At 43.9% G+C, this 18,705-nt stretch carries 14 protein-coding genes and 3 tRNA genes; 15 read left to right on the forward strand and 2 right to left on the reverse strand.

Annotation, left to right across the window (positions count from 1 at the left end; genetic code table 11):
- Positions 1 to 120: 120 nt before the first annotated feature.
- From gspE to AS194_RS11605, 3 genes are all read left to right on the forward strand, one after another.
- The gene (gene gspE, locus AS194_RS11595) at positions 121 to 1,674 is read left to right on the forward strand and encodes a type II secretion system ATPase GspE (protein ID WP_058025650.1); all 1,554 of its coding nucleotides are present in this window, start codon (positions 121 to 123) and stop codon (positions 1,672 to 1,674) included.
- A gap of 215 nt (positions 1,675 to 1,889) precedes the next feature.
- Positions 1,890 to 2,501, forward strand: a complete 612-nt coding sequence (locus AS194_RS11600; RefSeq protein WP_058025651.1) for an IS607 family transposase — start codon at positions 1,890 to 1,892, stop codon at positions 2,499 to 2,501.
- On the forward strand, positions 2,498 to 3,652 hold the full coding sequence (locus AS194_RS11605) for an RNA-guided endonuclease InsQ/TnpB family protein (protein ID WP_058025652.1): 1,155 nt from the start codon (positions 2,498 to 2,500) through the stop codon (positions 3,650 to 3,652). The genes AS194_RS11600 and AS194_RS11605 overlap by 4 nt, the downstream gene beginning before the upstream one ends.
- Before the next feature lie 122 nt (positions 3,653 to 3,774).
- Here the strand turns inward: AS194_RS11605 and AS194_RS11610 are convergent, their stop codons facing one another.
- Together AS194_RS11610 and AS194_RS11615 are read right to left on the reverse strand one after the other, a co-directional pair.
- Complete coding sequence (locus AS194_RS11610; RefSeq protein WP_058025653.1) at positions 3,775 to 3,963, reverse strand: hypothetical protein; 189 nt, start codon at positions 3,961 to 3,963, stop codon at positions 3,775 to 3,777.
- A gap of 87 nt (positions 3,964 to 4,050) precedes the next feature.
- Positions 4,051 to 4,779: a DUF4442 domain-containing protein gene (locus tag AS194_RS11615; RefSeq protein WP_058025654.1), complete on the reverse strand. Its 729-nt coding sequence runs from the start codon at positions 4,777 to 4,779 to the stop codon at positions 4,051 to 4,053.
- A 309-nt stretch (positions 4,780 to 5,088) separates the two neighbouring features.
- On the opposite strand from AS194_RS11615, the gene AS194_RS11620 reads away from it, so the two are divergent.
- The 12 genes from AS194_RS11620 (at position 5,089) to AS194_RS11675 (ending at position 18,693) form a co-directional block, all read left to right on the forward strand.
- Positions 5,089 to 6,552 carry an McrB family protein gene (locus AS194_RS11620; protein WP_058025655.1) on the forward strand — a complete coding sequence of 488 codons (1,464 nt, stop codon included), beginning with the start codon at positions 5,089 to 5,091 and terminating at the stop codon, positions 6,550 to 6,552.
- 12 nt (positions 6,553 to 6,564) lie between these two features.
- Positions 6,565 to 8,112: an McrC family protein gene (locus AS194_RS11625; RefSeq protein WP_227511645.1), complete on the forward strand. Its 1,548-nt coding sequence runs from the start codon at positions 6,565 to 6,567 to the stop codon at positions 8,110 to 8,112.
- Positions 8,113 to 8,345: 233 nt separating this feature from the next.
- Positions 8,346 to 8,422: transfer RNA gene (locus AS194_RS11630), tRNA-Pro, on the forward strand.
- A 108-nt stretch (positions 8,423 to 8,530) separates the two neighbouring features.
- Positions 8,531 to 8,607: transfer RNA gene (locus tag AS194_RS11635), tRNA-Arg, on the forward strand.
- Between the two features lie 41 nt (positions 8,608 to 8,648).
- A tRNA-His gene (locus AS194_RS11640) sits at positions 8,649 to 8,724 on the forward strand.
- A 433-nt stretch (positions 8,725 to 9,157) separates the two neighbouring features.
- The gene (locus AS194_RS11645) at positions 9,158 to 10,093 is read left to right on the forward strand and encodes an AraC family transcriptional regulator (RefSeq protein WP_058025656.1); all 936 of its coding nucleotides are present in this window, start codon (positions 9,158 to 9,160) and stop codon (positions 10,091 to 10,093) included.
- A 291-nt stretch (positions 10,094 to 10,384) separates the two neighbouring features.
- Positions 10,385 to 11,440, forward strand: coding sequence for a hypothetical protein (locus AS194_RS11650; protein WP_058025657.1), 1,056 nt, complete (start codon positions 10,385 to 10,387; stop codon positions 11,438 to 11,440).
- 228 nt (positions 11,441 to 11,668) lie between these two features.
- Positions 11,669 to 12,871 carry a type II secretion system inner membrane protein GspF gene (gspF, locus tag AS194_RS11655; protein ID WP_058025658.1) on the forward strand — a complete coding sequence of 401 codons (1,203 nt, stop codon included), beginning with the start codon at positions 11,669 to 11,671 and terminating at the stop codon, positions 12,869 to 12,871.
- 575 nt (positions 12,872 to 13,446) lie between these two features.
- Positions 13,447 to 13,887: a type II secretion system major pseudopilin GspG gene (gspG, locus tag AS194_RS11660; protein WP_058025683.1), complete on the forward strand. Its 441-nt coding sequence runs from the start codon at positions 13,447 to 13,449 to the stop codon at positions 13,885 to 13,887.
- A 241-nt stretch (positions 13,888 to 14,128) separates the two neighbouring features.
- Positions 14,129 to 14,695, forward strand: coding sequence for a protein-disulfide reductase DsbD domain-containing protein (locus tag AS194_RS11665; RefSeq protein ID WP_058025659.1), 567 nt, complete (start codon positions 14,129 to 14,131; stop codon positions 14,693 to 14,695).
- Positions 14,696 to 14,742: 47 nt separating this feature from the next.
- Entirely contained in the window at positions 14,743 to 16,911 is a 2,169-nt protein-coding gene (dsbD, locus tag AS194_RS11670) for a protein-disulfide reductase DsbD (protein WP_058025660.1), read from the forward strand.
- A 369-nt stretch (positions 16,912 to 17,280) separates the two neighbouring features.
- On the forward strand, positions 17,281 to 18,693 hold the full coding sequence (locus tag AS194_RS11675; protein ID WP_058025661.1) for a phospholipase A: 1,413 nt from the start codon (positions 17,281 to 17,283) through the stop codon (positions 18,691 to 18,693).
- The last annotated feature ends 12 nt before the right edge of the window (positions 18,694 to 18,705 follow it).

The following is an 18,705-nucleotide window of genomic DNA, read 5'->3' on the forward strand; positions in this document are numbered from 1 at the left end:
AACAAACTCATGCAATCTTACTTGCAATCTTTTTGGGCTTGGTCAGTCAAGCTCAGTGTATTTACAGTGCTTTGGTGTGATTGTCTATTTGACACTATCTCTATTTATTAGGTTGTCTTTATGATGCAGTTGCCGTACAGCTTCGCGAAACGCCATCAGATTTTGGCCATACTTGCCATTGATCCTGAGTTGCCGCCAACTTTGGTATTGACGAAAGCCACCCCACTGTCTGCGATTAATGAAGCGGTGCGGTTTTTGCAGCAGCAAGGCAGTCGCGGCGTACCAACTTACGAAAGTGTCAGCTCGGATGATTTTGAAAAACGTATGAACGCGGCTTACGCTGGTAATACCGGAGAGTCGCAGCATATCGCTGCTGGGCTTGAGGATCATCCGGATCTTGATAGTTTAGCAGATAGCGTCCCTGAGACTGAAGACTTGATGGATCAGCAAGATGATGCGCCGATTATTCGTCTGATTAATGCGCTGTTGTCAGAAGCCATTCGCCTAAATGCCTCAGATATTCATATCGAAACTTTTGAAAAACGTTTGGTCGTCCGCTTCCGCGTTGATGGCGAGCTTAAAGAAATCATCACGCCAAAGCGTCAACTCGCGCCATTATTAGTCTCGCGTATCAAAGTCATGGCCAAGCTGGATATCGCTGAAAAGCGTGTACCGCAAGATGGGCGTATTAGCTTACGCCTAGCGGGACGTGAGGTCGATGTGCGCGTATCGACACTGCCGTCGAGCTTTGGTGAGCGCGTGGTGATGCGTTTACTAGACAAGCAAGCGGGACGTCTTAACATGACGTATTTGGGACTGTCTGATAATGACTATACTGAGCTGAAGCGCTTGATTCATCGTCCACATGGGATTATTTTGGTCACAGGGCCGACGGGGTCGGGTAAGACCACCACGCTATATTCAGCGCTGACTGACTTGAATGACCAAACGCGCAATATCTTGACCGCTGAAGATCCGATTGAGTTTCAGCTGGACGGTATCGGACAGACACAGGTTAATAATAAGGTGGATATGACCTTTGCCAAAAGTCTGCGTGCGATGTTGCGTCAAGATCCAGATGTGGTGATGGTGGGTGAGATTCGCGATTTAGAGACGGCAGAGATCGCTGTACAGGCGTCTTTGACAGGGCATTTGGTTTTATCAACGCTGCATACCAACACCGCGATTGGCGCGGTCACTCGCTTGCAAGATATGGGTGTTGAGCCATTTTTATTATCGTCGTCACTGATCGGCGTGGTGGCACAGCGCTTGGTGCGTACTTTATGCTCACATTGTCATGGCTGGCAGGCAGCGGACACCGAACAAGCCAAACTTTTTACCGAAATTGGTATTGAGAAGGTATTGGACAGCGATATTGAAAATGCAGCAAGTAAGGCGATTCGTCTACCCAAGCCAGTAGGCTGCGATAAATGCAATCAGTCAGGGTTTAAAGGACGTACGGCGATATATGAGGTCGTACCAGTTGATGATACGCTGCGCCGTATGATTCATAGTAATACCGCTGAGTATGAGTTAGAAGCGTATGCTCGCCAGCAGACACCATCGATTCGCGCGGATGGTCTACGTAAAGTGATAGAAGGGCGCACGACACTAGAAGAGGTACTGCGAGTGACGAAAGAAAGCGCCCTAACGGATGATACGATACTGGTATAAATGCTTAGCTATAAACGATGAGAAACAGTATTTGGAGAACAGTGTCTGGTGCGCAATGTCTGAAAAGCAGAAAAAGATAACTGAGCGAAATAGCCAGTTATCTGATCTTTTTTTTCGAAATTAACAGGGTTGCAAACAGTTAAATAAAATATATACAAACCTACCTATTTATTACTATGATAGATAGATTATATCTATAATATAGAGAGCAAGTTATGGGGAAACTGGTTAGTATTGGGGAGGCTGCCAAACATTTCGGGGTTGCTCAATCCACATTAAGACGTTGGGATGAGGATGGTACGTTAGTCGCCAAGCGAACCGAAAACGGGCATAGGCGATATGATTTAAGTGAAATCAGACCGCATTCCTTGAATACACCACCTAAATTAGACCGAAAAACCATTGCTTATGCTCGTGTGTCGAGTCGTGATCAAAAAGACGACTTACTTCGCCAGTCTCAAGTTTTGGAACTTTATTGTGCCAGGCAAGGCTGGACTTTTGAGACGATTACCGATCTTGGTAGTGGAATGAATTATAAAAAGAAAGGCTTAAAAGACCTGCTTGATGACATACTGAGCAATAAAGTTGAACGGCTGGTAATTACCCATCAAGACAGGCTTTTACGATTTGGTGCAGAACTGGTTTTCATGTTGTGTGAGGCTCGTGACGTTGAAGTGGTAATAATCAATCAAGGTGAAGAGTTGAGTTTTGAGCAAGAATTAGCCCAAGATTTATTGGAGATTATCACCGTATTTTCAGCGAGGCTATACGGCTCTTGCAGCAAGAAAAACCAACAATTAATAGAGGCGGTTAAAAAAGCATTATGATCCGTGGACACATTATCGAACTCAAGCCAAACAACGTACAGGCAAATCACCTTGCTCGTGCTTGTGGCGTGGCGAGAAAAGCCTACAACTGGGCTTTGCATGAGTGGCAGCGGCAGTATGCGCTTGACAAAGCGTACCGTGATGCGTGTTTGGCCGCAGGCGTTGAGGTTGATACTAAAAATCTAAACAAGCCCTCACAGGCGAAGCTCAGACGCGAATTGAACGCCATTAAGCGTAAATTATTCCCCTATATGCTGGAAGTGACCAAATGCGCTCCGCAGGCGGCAATCATGCAGTTGGGTGATGCTTATAACAACTTCTTTAAAGGCTTAGCGAAATACCCAACCGCTCGTAAAAAAGGCCGTGACGATAGATTCAGTTTATCCAACGACCAATTTGCCATTAAAGGTAAATCCATTCGTATCCCAAACTTGGGCTGGGTTCGCTTAAAAGAAGCTTTACGTTTTGACGGCAAGATCATGTCAGCCACCATCTCTAAACGTGGCGGTAAGTGGTTTGTTAGTGTGGCTGTTGAAATACAAAAAGCTGTAATTCCTACTAAAAAGACAGGTAAAAGCGTTGGTGTTGATCTTGGTATTACCGACTTACTGGTTTTATCAGACGGCACTAAAATTAAATCGCCAAAACCACTTCAAGCAAACCTTAAAAAACTAAGAACGCTAAACAAAGCGCTCAGTCGCACTAAAAAAGGCAGTAAAAACAGAGAAAAAGCGAAAACCAAGCTCTCTCGTTTGCACTATAAGATCAGGTGTATTAGGCAAGATTCTCTCCATCAAATCACAACAAGTCTGGTTAATGAGTTCGATGTGATTGCGATTGAGGATTTGAATGTCAAAGGTATGGTTAAGAACAGGCGGCTATCAAGAGCTATCAGTGACTTGGGTTTCTTTGAGTTTAAGCGACAGCTTATCTACAAAGCCACTGAGCAAGGCAAGGTTGTGAAATCAGTCGGACCCTTCTACCCAAGCTCAAAAACCTGTTCAAACTGCAATCATATCCTTGGTAAAGATGAGCTAACATTGAAAATGCGTGAGTGGTTGTGCCCTAACTGTCAGGTTTCTCATGACCGTGACCTCAACGCCAGCATCAATATTTTAAATAACGCGACTGTTATTTTAACAGCTGCATAATCCTGTTTATTGGACGGTGAGTTCCATCGCCAATTAAAAAAGTCTGTGGAGTCGTGGTCAGTCTAAATCTCAAATGAGAAATAGCGCGTGACAATGAAGCAGAAAGAAAACGTCAAACCTATCTAATAGTCAATATTGGCTAGGTTTGAGTAAGATTTTTGGAACGGATTGCCATCAGCCAAAAAAGTCGGGCTAGATTTAGTATTAGCGGCAGGAGCTGTCGCCGGATTGGCGTTAGCACCAACAGCCAAGCCTAATGAGCACATAGCAACCAGTGGTACGATAGATAAATAGGTGCTAAGTTTGGACATCCTTGTCTCCTTACTGAGTTGATTGATCATAAATATGCTAGATGCGCCACAAAATGCAGATAGTAAATGTTATGTCGGTTTAATCGATTATTTGTTATTAATAGTCTCGTCATCTGCAGAGAGTGCGTCGTCTTGCTCGTTATCTACTGTAGTATCCGTATTATTTTCTGAGGCATTTTCATATGCTTTGCCTTGGCGGCGCGCCTCTAGTTCAGATTTTGGAATCCAAGCCCAAGTCATCTCCACTACAATCGGGTCGCGGTCACTATCAGATTCACGGTCATCAATGACGCAAGGGATAACCATTTCACCTTTTGGCGTATTTAAAATCTGTAAGCGCTGCTCATCAGATAGACTGGCTACGGCTGCAATTTGACCTTTTTTGATCGGGCGATAAAAATTAACGGAATAAGATTTAATCAGTAGTACGCGATCAGAGGGTAAGTTTAACCCCAGAATGAAGCCTGTTGCCGTTTCAGCCAGTAAAGTAATGGCTACTGCATGGATTGAACCAATATGATTCTGTACCCCTTTGACATTGTTTAGACTGACGATGACTTGATTGGGCTCAACCATTTCATAGTACACGCCTGTTGTCCCTACGTAGGGTACAACTTTGCCAAAGGCTTTTGAGAGAATACTTGAGCGTGCACTGGCAGGTAGATATTTGGTCACAGACAACAGTTTGGTAAATTGATTACTGATTGGTTTTAGCGTGCTGCTGGGTTTTTCGATGGATGATCTTGTGCTGTCAGAGACTTTGGCTGGTTTTTTATTGGTCAGCTTGACGGGCAGTTTTTTTAATAATCCTGACATACAAATTTCCTTAACGTAGATAAATCGAATGTTGTTTTTGATAGTGGCAAACAGTAACTGTTAGCAAAGCCATTACAAACACTATGGTACATTAACCGCTGCTTTCCTACTATTATTAGCATGAACTGCTGCGCTTATAAAACAGCAGTCATCTATATTGTGTTGCTAGGATATAGTTTTAAATAATTAAAATCGCTCAATGGTGATGCACGGATCTGCTTAGTAGACAATCTCTTACGAGACCACCGCGCTATAATAGCGTGATGTTGGTACGTCTTATTTCATAAATTTTCAATACTGGATGATGCTATGTCTGATATGTACACACGCGAGCCGACCAATATTATTTATACTGGCGTCGCGGGTACTGGCAAAACCTATCGATTGCTCCAAATCGCGAAGCAATATACCGATTATCTGCCTGAGACAAATAATGAAGCGCTACTTGGGCAGCTGTTGCAAAGCCTAAGCTGGCGTGAAGTACTGTGTTTGATATTTTTAGACTTACGGGCTGAACAACAGGATTTGGTCAAAGTGCGAGAGCTTGTCGACCATCCTTTTTTTATCACTAAAGCGGCACAAAACGCACGTGATAAAAACCTAGAGAGCACTGCTTGGTTAGAGCTTCGCAGACATAGTCCTATAGATTCTAAAACCGTCAGTTTTGATAATCGAGCCAGCCAAGCGTACTTTGATAAAGATAACAGCGGCGCATGGTATTTACTGCCTGAGAGTATGGTGTTGCTAACAGAGTTGTCACAGCAATTGGCGGAGTTTCAGCAGGCACAGCATGATAACCAGTCCAATCAAAACCAAAACTCTGGTCAGCAGCGTTTTAGTATGGTGAGCTTCCATCAAGCTTATGGTTATGAAGAGTTTGTCGAAGGTATTCGTCCTGTTATGAGCGGCTCTATCCAAGCAAATAACAGTCACTCGAGTAATACCCAGATGAGCTACGCCGTTCAAGACGGGGCATTTTTAAAGCTATGTCAGCGTGCCGCGCGTGACCCTCAGCATCGTTACGCGATGTTGATTGATGAGATCAATCGTGCCAATGTGTCACGAGTATTTGGCGAGCTGCTCAGTTTGATCGAGCCAGACAAGCGCGCTGGCAAACCAAATGCGATGATGGTTCATTTGGCGTATTCTGGGCGTGCTTTTAGTGTGCCTGCCAATGTTGATATCTACGCCACTATGAATACCCAAGATCATTCACTTGCGCCGCTTGATATGGCATTACGTCGACGTTTCCGCTTTATTGATTGTCCACCGCAGCCTGAATTATTACCGATAATTGGCCGTACCAGCGGCACGACTAATCGTGCACAAGCAGACACGGTAGATTTAAGCAAATTGCTAACAGGCTTAAACATGCGCATCACACAGACGTTGGGAGCCGAGGCGCAGTTGGGGCATGCTTTTTTATTTTCAGTCGATGATTTAGCTCAATTACAAATGGTGTTGGTCGAACAGATCATCCCGCAGTTGGCGCAAGCTGCGGGCGGTCAAGTGGTTATATTGCAGTATATTTTTAGAGATGAGCAGCAACCGCTAAGCACCCAGTTCATCCACGACAGCCAAACAATGATAAATAATGATTTGTATGATCCGATGAGTAAGAACCATGCAACGACGCAACATCAAATGTTTGCAGGGCAGGGCGCCTTTCTTGGTCAATCGATGAACGTAGGTGGCTATATGATGAATCCTGACCTTATTGCTAAGACTGGTGAGTTTGGCAAGCCCGCTATCTATCAGCGTTTGTACGAGTAAGGTGGCTGTTTAGTGAGAACTCATAATCAATACTATGCGCAAGGAAACTATATTAATGCAAATAATATTAATGCAGACAGTTTTTATGCTCGTATGCCTAACAGTAAGGCTCTCGTAGCAAATGTTATCACGGTATTTGAACATCAACGCCTCACAGCGCACGATTTCGCGCATGTCTCTGACTTTCATTGGCTAATGGCGCAAGAATTTGCCGTGTTTACCATCAAGCGTAAACAAGGACAGTGGCAACTCAAGGTTGGGCATCATATAGGAATTATCCTTTTGCCTAGTGGTATGACACTTGAGCTATTGCCAAAACTGAATCAATCCACTCAATATAATAATATTGCTCAGACTCGTCACTGGGTACAAGGCATGTTATCCGACTTGACTCGTCTTGATGCGCGTCAAAGTCGTAAGCTGCCTAATATGAAAAATTTGGGTCAGTTTAGTGGTCAGTCAATGCCATTATCTGTCGAGGCTCCGCCATTGTCAGACTGGCTATCAGAGCAGTTTTTGCAGCGCTTGGTTCGTTATCAGCCAACCCAGCACTATCAGGCGCAGATCAATAACCAATCATCGCTACAAGGGCGGCTGGTCATCAAAGAGCAGCTACGACACAACAGCATGCAGCCGCATAAGTTTGTCTGTGAGCGTAGTGTGCTCAGTCAAGATATGTTGGCCAATCGCTTGATTAAGAGCGCATTGGTATGGCTGATGCCGTTACTGCCTAGAGCTATATGTACACCGCTCTTACGGCCATGGCAGCCGTTATCTGGGCTAAACCAGCGTGAACGACAGCGACTAGAGTCAATATATAATCAAGCAAAGCAGCAGTTAAACGTCCTGCCATTACAAAAACAGCAGTTGCAAGCCGCACAGCAGTTGGTAGACCTAGCTTATTGGCTGTTACAGCAGTCAAATGCATCGACAGGTTATGGTATTGATCCCACTCGACCAAACCTACCTCAGCCAAGATTGTGTCTATTGATCGATATGAATCAGGCGTTTGAACAGTGGACGAGTCAGCGTATCGCATCGATGTTTCAGCAATTAAGTAGCAATTATCGTCCTTTTTACCAAACCCAAAGTGTCTGGCTCAATGATAGCGAGGGTCAAGCATGCGTATCGATACGACCAGATTTGCTGATATACAAAACGGCTGATAATGATAATAACCAAAATCAGAGTGACACCGCGGTTAGTAAAGAGACAGTAAACGGTTACTATAGCCACGTCATCGATATCAAATGGAAATATCTGCCTCATGCTGGTGCTATTACTGCCAGCGATGCCTATCAGTTGACCAGCTATGCACAGGCCTATCAAGCAGGGCAAGGTTGGATGGTATATCCTGTATTAGGAGACAAGAGACGACCAGTTGCGCTTAAGCAGCAGAATTATCGTGACAATGGCGATAATAAAAGTGACATTAGCAGTGACATTAGCGATGGTACTAAAAGTAACCACTCAAACCATGCGGATTTATGGCTAATACCGTTTGATGTGCTGACAGGTATGGTCAACGGTGATTTGCCTACGAATTTGAATGAGAAATAATGATTCCATCAATCATAAGAATCATGATTAACGAAGGTTTTTGAAGAGACTATTTTTATAAGAATGTCTTTTTTGAAAGAATTTAGCATTTATTTAAAATTAATCGAAAATAGGTGTTGACACAATCGCCTTTACCCCTTAATATGTGCACCTCGATAGCGAGGAACACTAACAAGTTAGCGGCATTGCCAACAACGAGTTAATCGACAAACTATCGTGATAATAGAGAATTTCGGAGTGTGGCGCAGTTTGGTAGCGCATCTGGTTTGGGACCAGAGGGTCGTAGGTTCGAATCCTATCACTCCGACCATCTATTTTAAGAGCCTTACAGGCTTTTTTTTATGTATAATGATTTAGTTTCTGATATAGTAAAAATTATATTATAGACTGAATGATAGTATATAAAAGTCCTCTAAGAGCGCCTGTAGCTCAGCTGGATAGAGCATCTCCCTTCTAAGGAGGTGGTCGCAGGTTCGAATCCTGCCAGGCGCGCCATTTAGCCTGCAAATCTTGCCTTCTTCTTGGCAGTAGTTATGGCGGTTGTAGCTCAGTTGGTAGAGCCCCGGGTTGTGATCTCGGTTGTCGTGGGTTCGAGTCCCATCAGTCGCCCCATTTTATTTTGCATTGTCTGCATATAAATCCTATCTTTATACTAAACCTTATCGAATAAATAGCACTCGCCACTGTTGGCGTTTTTTTGTGCCTGCTTGATTTCTATTTCTCTGTATTATCCTATAATATTAAACGGTTAAAGCTTTCTGAACTTTTGATTGTTTAACGATTCACTGACTTCTTATTCATATCGATTTTGCGATAGGTTTTTCTTCAAAACCTAAACTGACTGTGTCTGCTCTACTATTGGTTAGTACTGCTTATGAGTAAATAGACATCATGTTTTAAATCGGGCATTATGCTTAGGTCTTGATGCATCCTGCTGATTGAGACATCGTATTGGCTAGATCGAAAAAATTTAAAGCATTTTGGATACACACCCGCCTTTTTAAGATTTGTTGTTATTGACCCTGTATTATTGAGGAAATGATTGATGGACGCATTGAGCGTATTGCTACAGAATGTGCACCTATTTGAGACCAAGTATTATCGTTTGAATGGTGCTGGCAATTGGTCTTATTCTATGAGTAGAAAAGACACCATTTTATTTTACTTGGTGATGTCTGGTGGTTTTTGTATAGATGTTGGTAATGGCCTACGCGAAGCTCGTGCTGGTGATATGATTATGATCCCGAACGCGCATAAGCACGTAAGCTATGCACTCAATCATCATGGTGACGTGGCTGAACCCCTCGATGAATTACTGACCAATTGTCAAGATCGCACGCTTGAGATTGATGGCAATGGCGATCCTAATTCCTCATTGATTTTGATTGAATGTAAATACGATAAAGAGATGATTAGCCCTCTACTATCTGTGTTACCACCGATATTACCTGAGCTCAATGATGCGGCTGATGGTCGGTTTGAGGTAATTGATGTGGAGATCAAGCTTTTGACCTTGGAGTCTGAGCGCGAACGCATGGGCAAAACGGCTGTGATCAATCACTGGGCAAGCATCATGATGATTGAATGTTTGCGCGTTTATATTGAAAGCTTACCTGAGGCGACTGAGAATTGGCTAAAGGCCATGAAAGATCCGTTTTTGACCAAGGCGCTTGCAGCGATGCATGAGGCGCCAAGTCAAAGCTGGACCATTCATAAGCTTGCAGAGGTGGCAGGTATGTCGCGCTCGAGCTTTGCCCAGCGCTTTAAAGATACGGTAGGGATGCCGCCGCTCACTTATTTGATTGATTACCGCTTGCGTTTGGCAGCACGTTATTTGCGCTTACAGCAAAATAGTATCAGCCGTATCAGTGATATGGTGGGCTATGCGTCAGATTCAACTTTTAGTCAGGCGTTCAAACGCGTTTATGGTGTCTCACCAAAAGCATACCGTCAACAGTATCAACAACAAAAGCTTGCATAAGTTATTATTTTAACGTCCTCAGTGTTCATTTATTAAAAGCGTTAAGGCGACCAAGGTATCCTTAGCGCTTTTTTTGATTGATATATATCTAGCATTTGCCTAGGTAAAATACTTGGCAGTCAACTGGCGCTATTTTGGCTAGGCAAGGCTGACAATACGCTTGTGTTCAGGTACTATGGAATAATGAGTCGTCGAGGTGTGAGCGTTCATATTTGACGCATGATATGTGACTGTATATCCGTTGCATAAAAGGATCGAGACGATGTTTATTTTTGCTGCTGATGGTATGTTATGACTGAACCGACCGCAAAGCCAAGTACAGAAGCCAATAGCCACCAAGGTACTACTGCAACTGCTAAAAAAGAACAGAAATCTGATAAAGCTAATGGGCAAGATAACGTGCATGCTAGCAAAACGGTGTTAGCTAATACGGCTGAGATGCCTGATAAAGCGGCATTATTAACGCTATTTACTTTGTCAGATACCAAGGAGAGCATTGATGAAGTAGGCGCTAGCGAACAGCCTGACACCGATACATCAACCATACAGCCTACTGCCAATGAGTCAAACGTGGCTGCGCAGCGTGTGGCTCTTTATCATAGCCAGCACGAACGCACTCGACTGCTATATATGGCATCTGCCAATACGCGCCCCACGTATTTAGTACAAACCCTCAAATCACAATTTGCAGAATATCAGCAGTATTTGCTTGCTCAACAGCTTGATAAGCGTGGTTTGATGGATACGGAAATGCTTGAACGACTTTGGCAGCAGCTGCACGTGGTCGATGATATTATTGCAGATATCGTGCATCATATGCCCGCTCAGCAGCCAGCAGGTTGGCAGCTTACCACGCAGGATGGGCGCAACCCGCTGTGTTTTGCCACTGTCGGTAAGCTAAAACATGGCAAGCCAATCCGTGATCAAGGCAGTCTCAACAGCTACGTGCTAGGTCACTTTGGCGTGAGCAGCTTTACCTATGATCGGGGGTATTATATCGGTCACGTGGTTGGGTATTTATTCAGCTGTTATTTCTGCGCGCACTTATCTATCAGTTATGGTGTGGCAGCGCTCGGTCAGCAAGTCGTTGCTGATTATGACTATGCTAGTCTTGAGACGCCGCACATGGTCAGGCTGTTACAAGGTCTGGATGGGTATTGTAAAAAACGTGTCTATCAATTGGCAGTGATTTGTGCGCGCTTGAGTGTGTTTGCAAGTGATAAACGCATTGAGAGAATGCTGATTGCTGAGGTCAATGATTTTGATAAAAAGTTACAGCAGCAGCATTTGGATGTTTTATTATTACAAGGCTTGATGCCTGACAGTAATGACTCAACGCCGCTTTGATATAGTCAATCCTAAATAAAACAGATACATTATATATCAAGGTGGAACTGGTCTAAATTTTCCTTGCGCGCTGTGCCTACGCAGACAGAGGCTGCGAAAAATTTATCCCAGTCCCACTGTATCGTTTTTATACTGAATTCACTATAGATAGTTTTTATAGACATTACCCTTTTTGTTAAGCCATACATCCAAACCCCTACCTGTGACTTTTTTAGGATATCTGCCGCTATGCCCGCTTATCATTTTAAAGCGCTTGACGACCAAGGTAGTGTCCAAAAAGGCTTACTAGAAGGGGATTCTGCTCGGCAAGTTCGGCAGCAGCTGCGTGATAAGCAGTGGACACCAGTCGAAGTCAGTGCGGTCAATGACAGACAAAGCCAAAACAAAAGCCGCTATAAAAAACCATCTGCTTATGAGCTTGCATTACTCACACGCCAGTTAGCTGTGTTACTAGCGGCTGGTATTCCACTTGAAGAAACTTTGGCTGCTGTCGCTAAACAATCGCCAAAGACGCATATCAAATCTCTGATGCTGGCGGTACGCTCACATGTCCTCGAAGGCTTAAGCTTAGCACGAGCATTACAACAAGCCGCAAGCTTCCCACCGTTATATATTGCCACGATTGCCGCAGGCGAAAAATCTGGTCACTTGGATTTAATCCTTAATCAGCTAGCCGACTACACTGAAAACCGCTTTGCCCTTCAAAAGAAAATCCAAGGGGCGATGGTCTATCCGATTGTACTGATGGTCATGGCAATTGGCGTGATCATGGGGCTGATGAGTTTTGTGGTGCCCAAAATTGTCAAAGTCTTTGAGCAGTCCGAACAGGCCTTGCCATTGATTACTCAAGTCGTTCTGACGTTATCAAATATCATTACGCAGTGGTGGTGGTTAATGCTGCTGGTATCGGCAGGTACTGCGTTTTTGTTTTATCGTTTTGCCCAAACGCAGGCTGGGAAATTGGCAATAGATAGTATGGTGCTCAGGCTACCGATATTAGCCAGATTGTCTAAGGGATTGAATGCGGCGCGTTTTGCTAGTACGCTTGCGATTTTGGTGCGTTCAGGGGTGCCGTTGATTGAGGCGCTACATATTGGTGCGGCAGTGACGACCAATTTGCACATCAAGCAAACGATAGTGACTGCTGCTGATAGGGTCACAGAAGGCTCAAGTTTATCCAGCCAACTCGAAAAATCTACTTACTTTCCGCCCATGATGGTACAAATGATCAAAAGCGGTGAGAATTCAGGCGAGCTTGAAAGTATGCTCAGTCGGGCCGCCACAATGCAGGAGGCGGAGGCCACCAATTTTATCAGTACCTTACTATCATTGCTTGAGCCTTTGATGTTGGTTTTGATGGGCGTGGTGGTGATGATTATCGTGATGGCAGTGATGCTACCAATCGTTAATATGAATGACTTGGCAGGCTAGTCAATAGTTAACTGACTAGCTGAAAAACAGCCGATATGCTCTTCTCAAATTATCAACTATCTGCATTTTTATCCTCTCTTAATTACCTATCTTGCTAAACCCTACGTTAGCTTTCTTAAGATTTGCTTACTGTTGTATATTGTTGACCAAACAAAATTTTTGCTATGGTAAACCTAAGCACCACGTTATAGTGAAAGCGGGTGAAAACGATAGTGATAAATATCGATGATTATTTGGTGACGGCTACTTGCTGCTGATTACTTGTTGCTGCTGATTACTTGTTGCTGATGGTTACTTGGTATTGACTGTAATGACAATCTGAGCACAGCGCTGGATAAAAATAAAACCATGGTTTATAGTGACAATAATTTAGGGTTTGATTGATAAGCCCATAGACGCATGAGTGCTACTAGAACGCCACTTTTACTATTTACATAACTGTGATGACCAAAGCAATGACTATGACTGACACCCTTCAAGTAAATATTAGCCCAAAAAGTGCCAATACCAAAGATGACAATAATAATATTCAAGCCCATGGTGGTATTGTAAATGACCGTCAGAGAGTCCATTCAATGACACATCGCAGCTTGATAGGTAAGTCTAGACAATCGGGATTTACGCTTATTGAGATTATGGTCGTTATCGTTATCTTGGCTATTCTTGCAGGCTTGGTCGTCCCAAAAGTAGTCGGGCAAAGTGACAAAGCGCGTGTCAAAACCACTGAAACCGCGCTCGCTACCGTCTCCAACGCGTTAGACATGTATAAAGTCGACAATTCACGCTATCCGACGACAGCGCAAGGACTAGAGGCGCTTACCACACCGCCAAGTGACGCCAAAAACTATCCTGAAGGCGGCTATATAAAAGGTGGCTATCCTACTGATGGTTGGGAGAATGAATTGCAATATGTGTCGCCAGGTAGTGAAGGGCGAGCTTATGACTTGTTTTCTTTAGGTGCAGATGGACAGCAAGGTGGTGAAGGTCAGGATGCGGATCTTTATGCTCAGCTATAAAATTTAGCTTTGTCTGCATCTAAAAAATCTATACCAATAAAATATCGTTAAACGCACTTACTATCGTGCAATTAACGACCTATCAATATCAACCAGTATCTTTTTATTGGTTGATATTTTTTATCGATACGTAAAATAAATACCATCTGATATGAACCTTGTATTGAGGGTCAATAGTTTTATCAGTAGGTGTATGTCCGTACTGCCAGTCACTGGAAGCTAACATCAAAGGTAATAACTTATGTCAATAAAAATAGCAACACTACAATCAGTCGCTATCAATAAACGCGCTACTAAGTTCCATGTGCTTGCGTTTACTGTTGCAACCACCTCGTTGATGACAGCTTTATCAATGACATCAATCAGCGCACAGGCGGCAGGCTTGAACGACTTATTTAATACTAGTAGCGCATCCCAATCAAAATTTTTACCAGTGGATGAAGCTTTCCAAGTGACTAGCAGCACCAAAGCGACCTCTAAGGGCACGCGTTTATCCATCACGTTTGATATCACGCCAGGACATTATGTCTATAAAGACCAGCTCGCGTTAAGCTTTCCAAAAGGAATAAATGCGACACCATTTACCTTTAATCAGGCACCAGTGTCCATTGATGATCCAACCTTTGGTAAAGTTCCTGTATTTACGCAAAGGAGTGTTGTTGCCACCACGATGCTGACGACCAATAATGGTAAAGGGGCAAAAAATGCCCCGATTATCATTGGTTGGCAAGGCTGTGCAAAAGCTGGGCTATGCTACCCACCCGAAAAGATCAAAACTAAGGTAAATATTGCTGCGACACGTAGATAAATATTGAGAATGTTGATTCAAATATTGGTAATAACAGGTAGCTATTCATGCTCATGAAGACATCACAACAATCCCCATCATTGACTGCAAATACACATGCAAAAAAATCGTATGTCTTAGCATGTGCGATTGCTAGCAGCTCGCTATTGACAGGATTGTTAGCGACGTCAACGACGGCGCAAGCGGCAGGGTTGGGTGATCTATTTGGCAACAGTCAAAATACAGCGCAATCGAAATTTTTGCCAGTAGATGAAGCCTTTCAGGTGAGTAGCAGTAGTGCCTCTACCAAATCAGGTACGCGTCTATCTATTAATTTTGATATCACGCCTGAGCATTATGTCTATAAGAATCAAATCAAACTGACGCTACCTGCGGGCGTGACAGCGGCACCTTTTACCTTTAACCAAAAGCCATATTCAATCGACGATCCGACATTTGGTAAAGTATTGGTGTTTGATCAAGCCAATATGGTCGCAACTACCACATTGACCAGCAACAACGGCAAAAGCATCGATGATGCAGCGATTGTCATTGGCTGGCAAGGTTGCGCCAAAGCGGGATTGTGCTATCCCCCTGAAAAAATCAAAACTACAATCAATATCACAGCAGCATCTTCACAGAGCGCGACAAGTAATGCCAACACTGAGGCAGAACGTGCGTCTGTTGGCGAGACGGCCGCGAGCGACAATCTGACTGATGCGACGATATCTGCTGGGAATACTGAGACGACATCTATAACAACCAGTAGCACCACGGCGCAAGCAGAACAAGCGCTGATGGATGATGAGGTTATTGATTATGATCTAATCGATGATAGTACCTTGGAGTACGACTCTTTAGATGGTAGCACTGCAACGACCACGATTCCTAGAGCAAACGCCAATGTATCAAGTGACGCGACCAATAGCGAGAATGTAAATGCTAGCAACCTTGTTGATGGTGATCCCTTTGGTTTGGCGTCTCATCCTTGGCTCGCATTGGTGCTGCTATTCTTAGCAGGTCTAGGTTTGGCCTTGACGCCGTGTGTCCTACCGATGCTGCCCATCGTTGCCAATATTGTCGCCCGCGAGCAAAACCCAACGGTCAAACGCGGCGTCATTCTAACCACCAGTTACGCAATTGGTGTGGCGACTGCCTATGGTGTTTTGGGCGCTGTGATTGCGGTATTTGGCGAGTCATTAGGTATTATTGGCTGGTTGCAAAATCCTATTATTTTGATTAGCTTTGCGATTGTTTTTGTCTTGTTAGCGCTATACATGCTGGATGCTTTTACTGTACGTTTACCGCAAGCACTCAGCCGAAAAATGCAAGGGCTTAGCCAAGCAGGCGATAGCAAGCTTGGTAGCACAGGTGGTAGTTTGATTGCTGGATTTTTATCTGCATTAGTCGTATCTCCTTGCGTCTCTGCGCCATTATTCGGCGCGCTACTGGCAGTCTCTACCATTGGTAGTCCGCTATTGGGTTTCGCCGCCTTATTCATGCTAGGTTTTGGTTTGTCAGCACCGCTTATTTTAATTGGTGCTACTCAGGGCAAAATCATGCCAAAAGCAGGAGAATGGATGAACTGGGTCAAGCAAGGCTTTGCGCTACTATTATTCGCGGTAGCATTGCTATTAATTGAGCGCGTGTTTATATCGCCAGTGATGCTTATGGTATGGGCATTATGGTTTATGGTGGTGGCGACATGGGCGTGGAGCTGGATTGGCAAAAGACGCATGTTAACCCAAGCCATGAGTCTGATTGCTGGTATCTGGGCTGCTTGTTTGATCGTGGGCGCGGCATTAGGGAGTGATGATAGCCTGCATCCATTAGCCTCGCTAAGCGCTGCGCCGACGATGCTTCAGTCAACGACTGGTCAGCCGATGGGCAACGATAGTGCGGCGACAGATAAAACGATCACCACGCTTGCAGAGCTAGATACGATTGTTGCGGCAAATCCTAATGTCCTTGTCGATTTGACAGCAGATTGGTGTGTTGAGTGCCGTATCATGGATAAAAACTTATTTCATAATCGCCCTGCACAAATGCAAGACTGGCAGTTGGTGAGACTTGATATCACGGATACTACAGAAGACTCCAAAGCCGTTTTGTCACGCTACAAGCTGTTTGGCCCGCCAGCATTACTTTATTATCAAGGTGGTCAATTGGTTAATCAACAAGTGGGCGAAATCGGTCGCGTGGAGTTTGAGCAAACCTTAACGACGCTAAATAACTGATGGCTCACAACCCGTACTTAATAACCTGAGTAATTCTTTTGCTAAGGCTTAATAATGAAAAAAAGCCAGCGTATGCCAATAATGGTACGCTGGCTTTTTTCATGCCATAAAATTACGTTTATAATATCTTCTAAATGTTTGGTTTTACACGCAATATGTCTTTTTAAGCAGATTTAATATATCGATAACGCTAGTATAGTGATTATATTTTCATTACAATAAAGTAACAATACTGAAGGGGTATATCAGTTTGTCATAACTGCTTCTGATGTTCTCATTTTTTCTAGTTTTTTAGCGGCGACGCTAACAGTTATATTAATTAACTCACATACTCTGCTGGCGATAATGCTGGTTAGATAAAGGACATTTATGTTTGCCCACATCACCACTCAGCGTCAATTACAACGTACTCATGTAATCAGTCGTAACGCCAGTAGTCGCACATTACATACTCATTTGAGTATCGCAGTCGCTATTGCGTTGAGTTGTACAGCGGTACAAGTACAAGCAGCTGACAATAGTCAAACTTATAACGAACTGCCAGTACCAGAAGCGGCGTTTGAATATGAAACCGTTGAGATGCCGCAGAGCGTAACCACACAGAGCGGTAAAGTAATCAGCAAAGAATTTATTGCGCAACAAGCGAAGCTGTTTTCTGAATGTACGCAAGTGCAGAGCAGTGCCGCTCGTTTGGCTTGTTTTGATAAGGTAGCTGAACAAGGTAAAACACCAAGCTACACCACGACCAAACAACCAGTTGATTTGGCAAAAACATTCAAGACGACCATTTCGGGTAATCCACAAGTCGTTTTTGTGGAAGAGAACTCGACCAGTACTTTCAGTGATGAGAGCGCAACTGCTAATCAACAATCTACTACTAATGGCTTGGATACGGTCACAGACAATCAGCAAGAGGCTCAAGTTCTAGAAAATGTGGGTGTCACTCAAGCAGATATTGAAAAATACACACCACTCAGTTTGGCATATGATCTCGATCAAAACAGTGAGCGCGGTACTTGGACGGTAAGACCATACCGTCCGACTTATCTGCTGCCATTATTTTATACTTTTGATCCTAATTTAAGCCCAAGCACCCCTTCTCAAGAAATTGAACCTTTTGACTCTAATGACATACGTGAGACAGAGCTAAAATTCCAGTTGTCTTTAAAGAGTAAAGTCGCAGAGGATCTATTCGATACCAGCGCTGATCTGTGGTTTGGTTATACCCAAGAGTCACATTGGCAGGTGTATAACGAAGACAATTCACGACCATTTCGTGCTACCGACTATCAGCCTGAGATATTTTTGACTCAGCCTGTGACGGCAGATCTACCTTTCGGTGGACGTTTACGCATGTTAGGTGCGGGCGCTGTGCACCATTCTAATGGACAGGATGATCCATTATCACGTTCGTGGAACCGTGCTTATTTAATGGCAGGGGCCGAGTGGGGTAAGCTGTCAGTCATACCGCGTCTATGGGCTCGAGTGAATGGTGATAGCAGTAGCGACGATGACAACCCAGATATCGAAGATTACATGGGTTATGGCGATATCAAGTTTTTATATGATTTGCCTGCTGAGCAGAGCATTAGCGGTACCTTGCGCTACAATCCAAGCACCAATAAAGGCGCTGCCCAAATCGACTATATCTATCCATTGTCAGAAAACGTCAATGGTATGGTGCAGCTATTCCAAGGTTATGGCGAGTCCATTGTTGATTATAATCATGAGAATACCTCTATTGGTTTCGGTATCGTGCTGAATGACTGGAAAGGCCTCTAATATAAGCGAGTC

It is taken from the genome of Psychrobacter piscatorii, assembly GCF_001444505.1.
Lineage (GTDB): Bacteria > Pseudomonadota > Gammaproteobacteria > Pseudomonadales > Moraxellaceae > Psychrobacter > Psychrobacter piscatorii_B.

Excerpts from the sequence above, each read along its gene's own strand:
- dsbD (WP_058025660.1), top strand. The coding sequence starts at position 14,743 with ATGCTCATGAAGACATCACAACAATCCCCATCATTGACTGCAAATACA.
- gspG (WP_058025683.1), top strand. The coding sequence starts at position 13,447 with ATGACACATCGCAGCTTGATAGGTAAGTCTAGACAATCGGGATTTACG.
- AS194_RS11650 (WP_058025657.1), top strand. The coding sequence starts at position 10,385 with ATGACTGAACCGACCGCAAAGCCAAGTACAGAAGCCAATAGCCACCAA.
- gspE (WP_058025650.1), top strand. The coding sequence starts at position 121 with ATGATGCAGTTGCCGTACAGCTTCGCGAAACGCCATCAGATTTTGGCC.
- AS194_RS11605 (WP_058025652.1), top strand. The coding sequence starts at position 2,498 with ATGATCCGTGGACACATTATCGAACTCAAGCCAAACAACGTACAGGCA.
- AS194_RS11645 (WP_058025656.1), top strand. The coding sequence starts at position 9,158 with ATGGACGCATTGAGCGTATTGCTACAGAATGTGCACCTATTTGAGACC.
- AS194_RS11615 (WP_058025654.1), bottom strand. The coding sequence starts at position 4,779 with ATGTCAGGATTATTAAAAAAACTGCCCGTCAAGCTGACCAATAAAAAA.
- AS194_RS11665 (WP_058025659.1), top strand. The coding sequence starts at position 14,129 with ATGTCAATAAAAATAGCAACACTACAATCAGTCGCTATCAATAAACGC.
- AS194_RS11675 (WP_058025661.1), top strand. The coding sequence starts at position 17,281 with ATGTTTGCCCACATCACCACTCAGCGTCAATTACAACGTACTCATGTA.
- AS194_RS11610 (WP_058025653.1), bottom strand. The coding sequence starts at position 3,963 with ATGTCCAAACTTAGCACCTATTTATCTATCGTACCACTGGTTGCTATG.
- gspF (WP_058025658.1), top strand. The coding sequence starts at position 11,669 with ATGCCCGCTTATCATTTTAAAGCGCTTGACGACCAAGGTAGTGTCCAA.
- AS194_RS11620 (WP_058025655.1), top strand. The coding sequence starts at position 5,089 with ATGTCTGATATGTACACACGCGAGCCGACCAATATTATTTATACTGGC.
- AS194_RS11600 (WP_058025651.1), top strand. The coding sequence starts at position 1,890 with ATGGGGAAACTGGTTAGTATTGGGGAGGCTGCCAAACATTTCGGGGTT.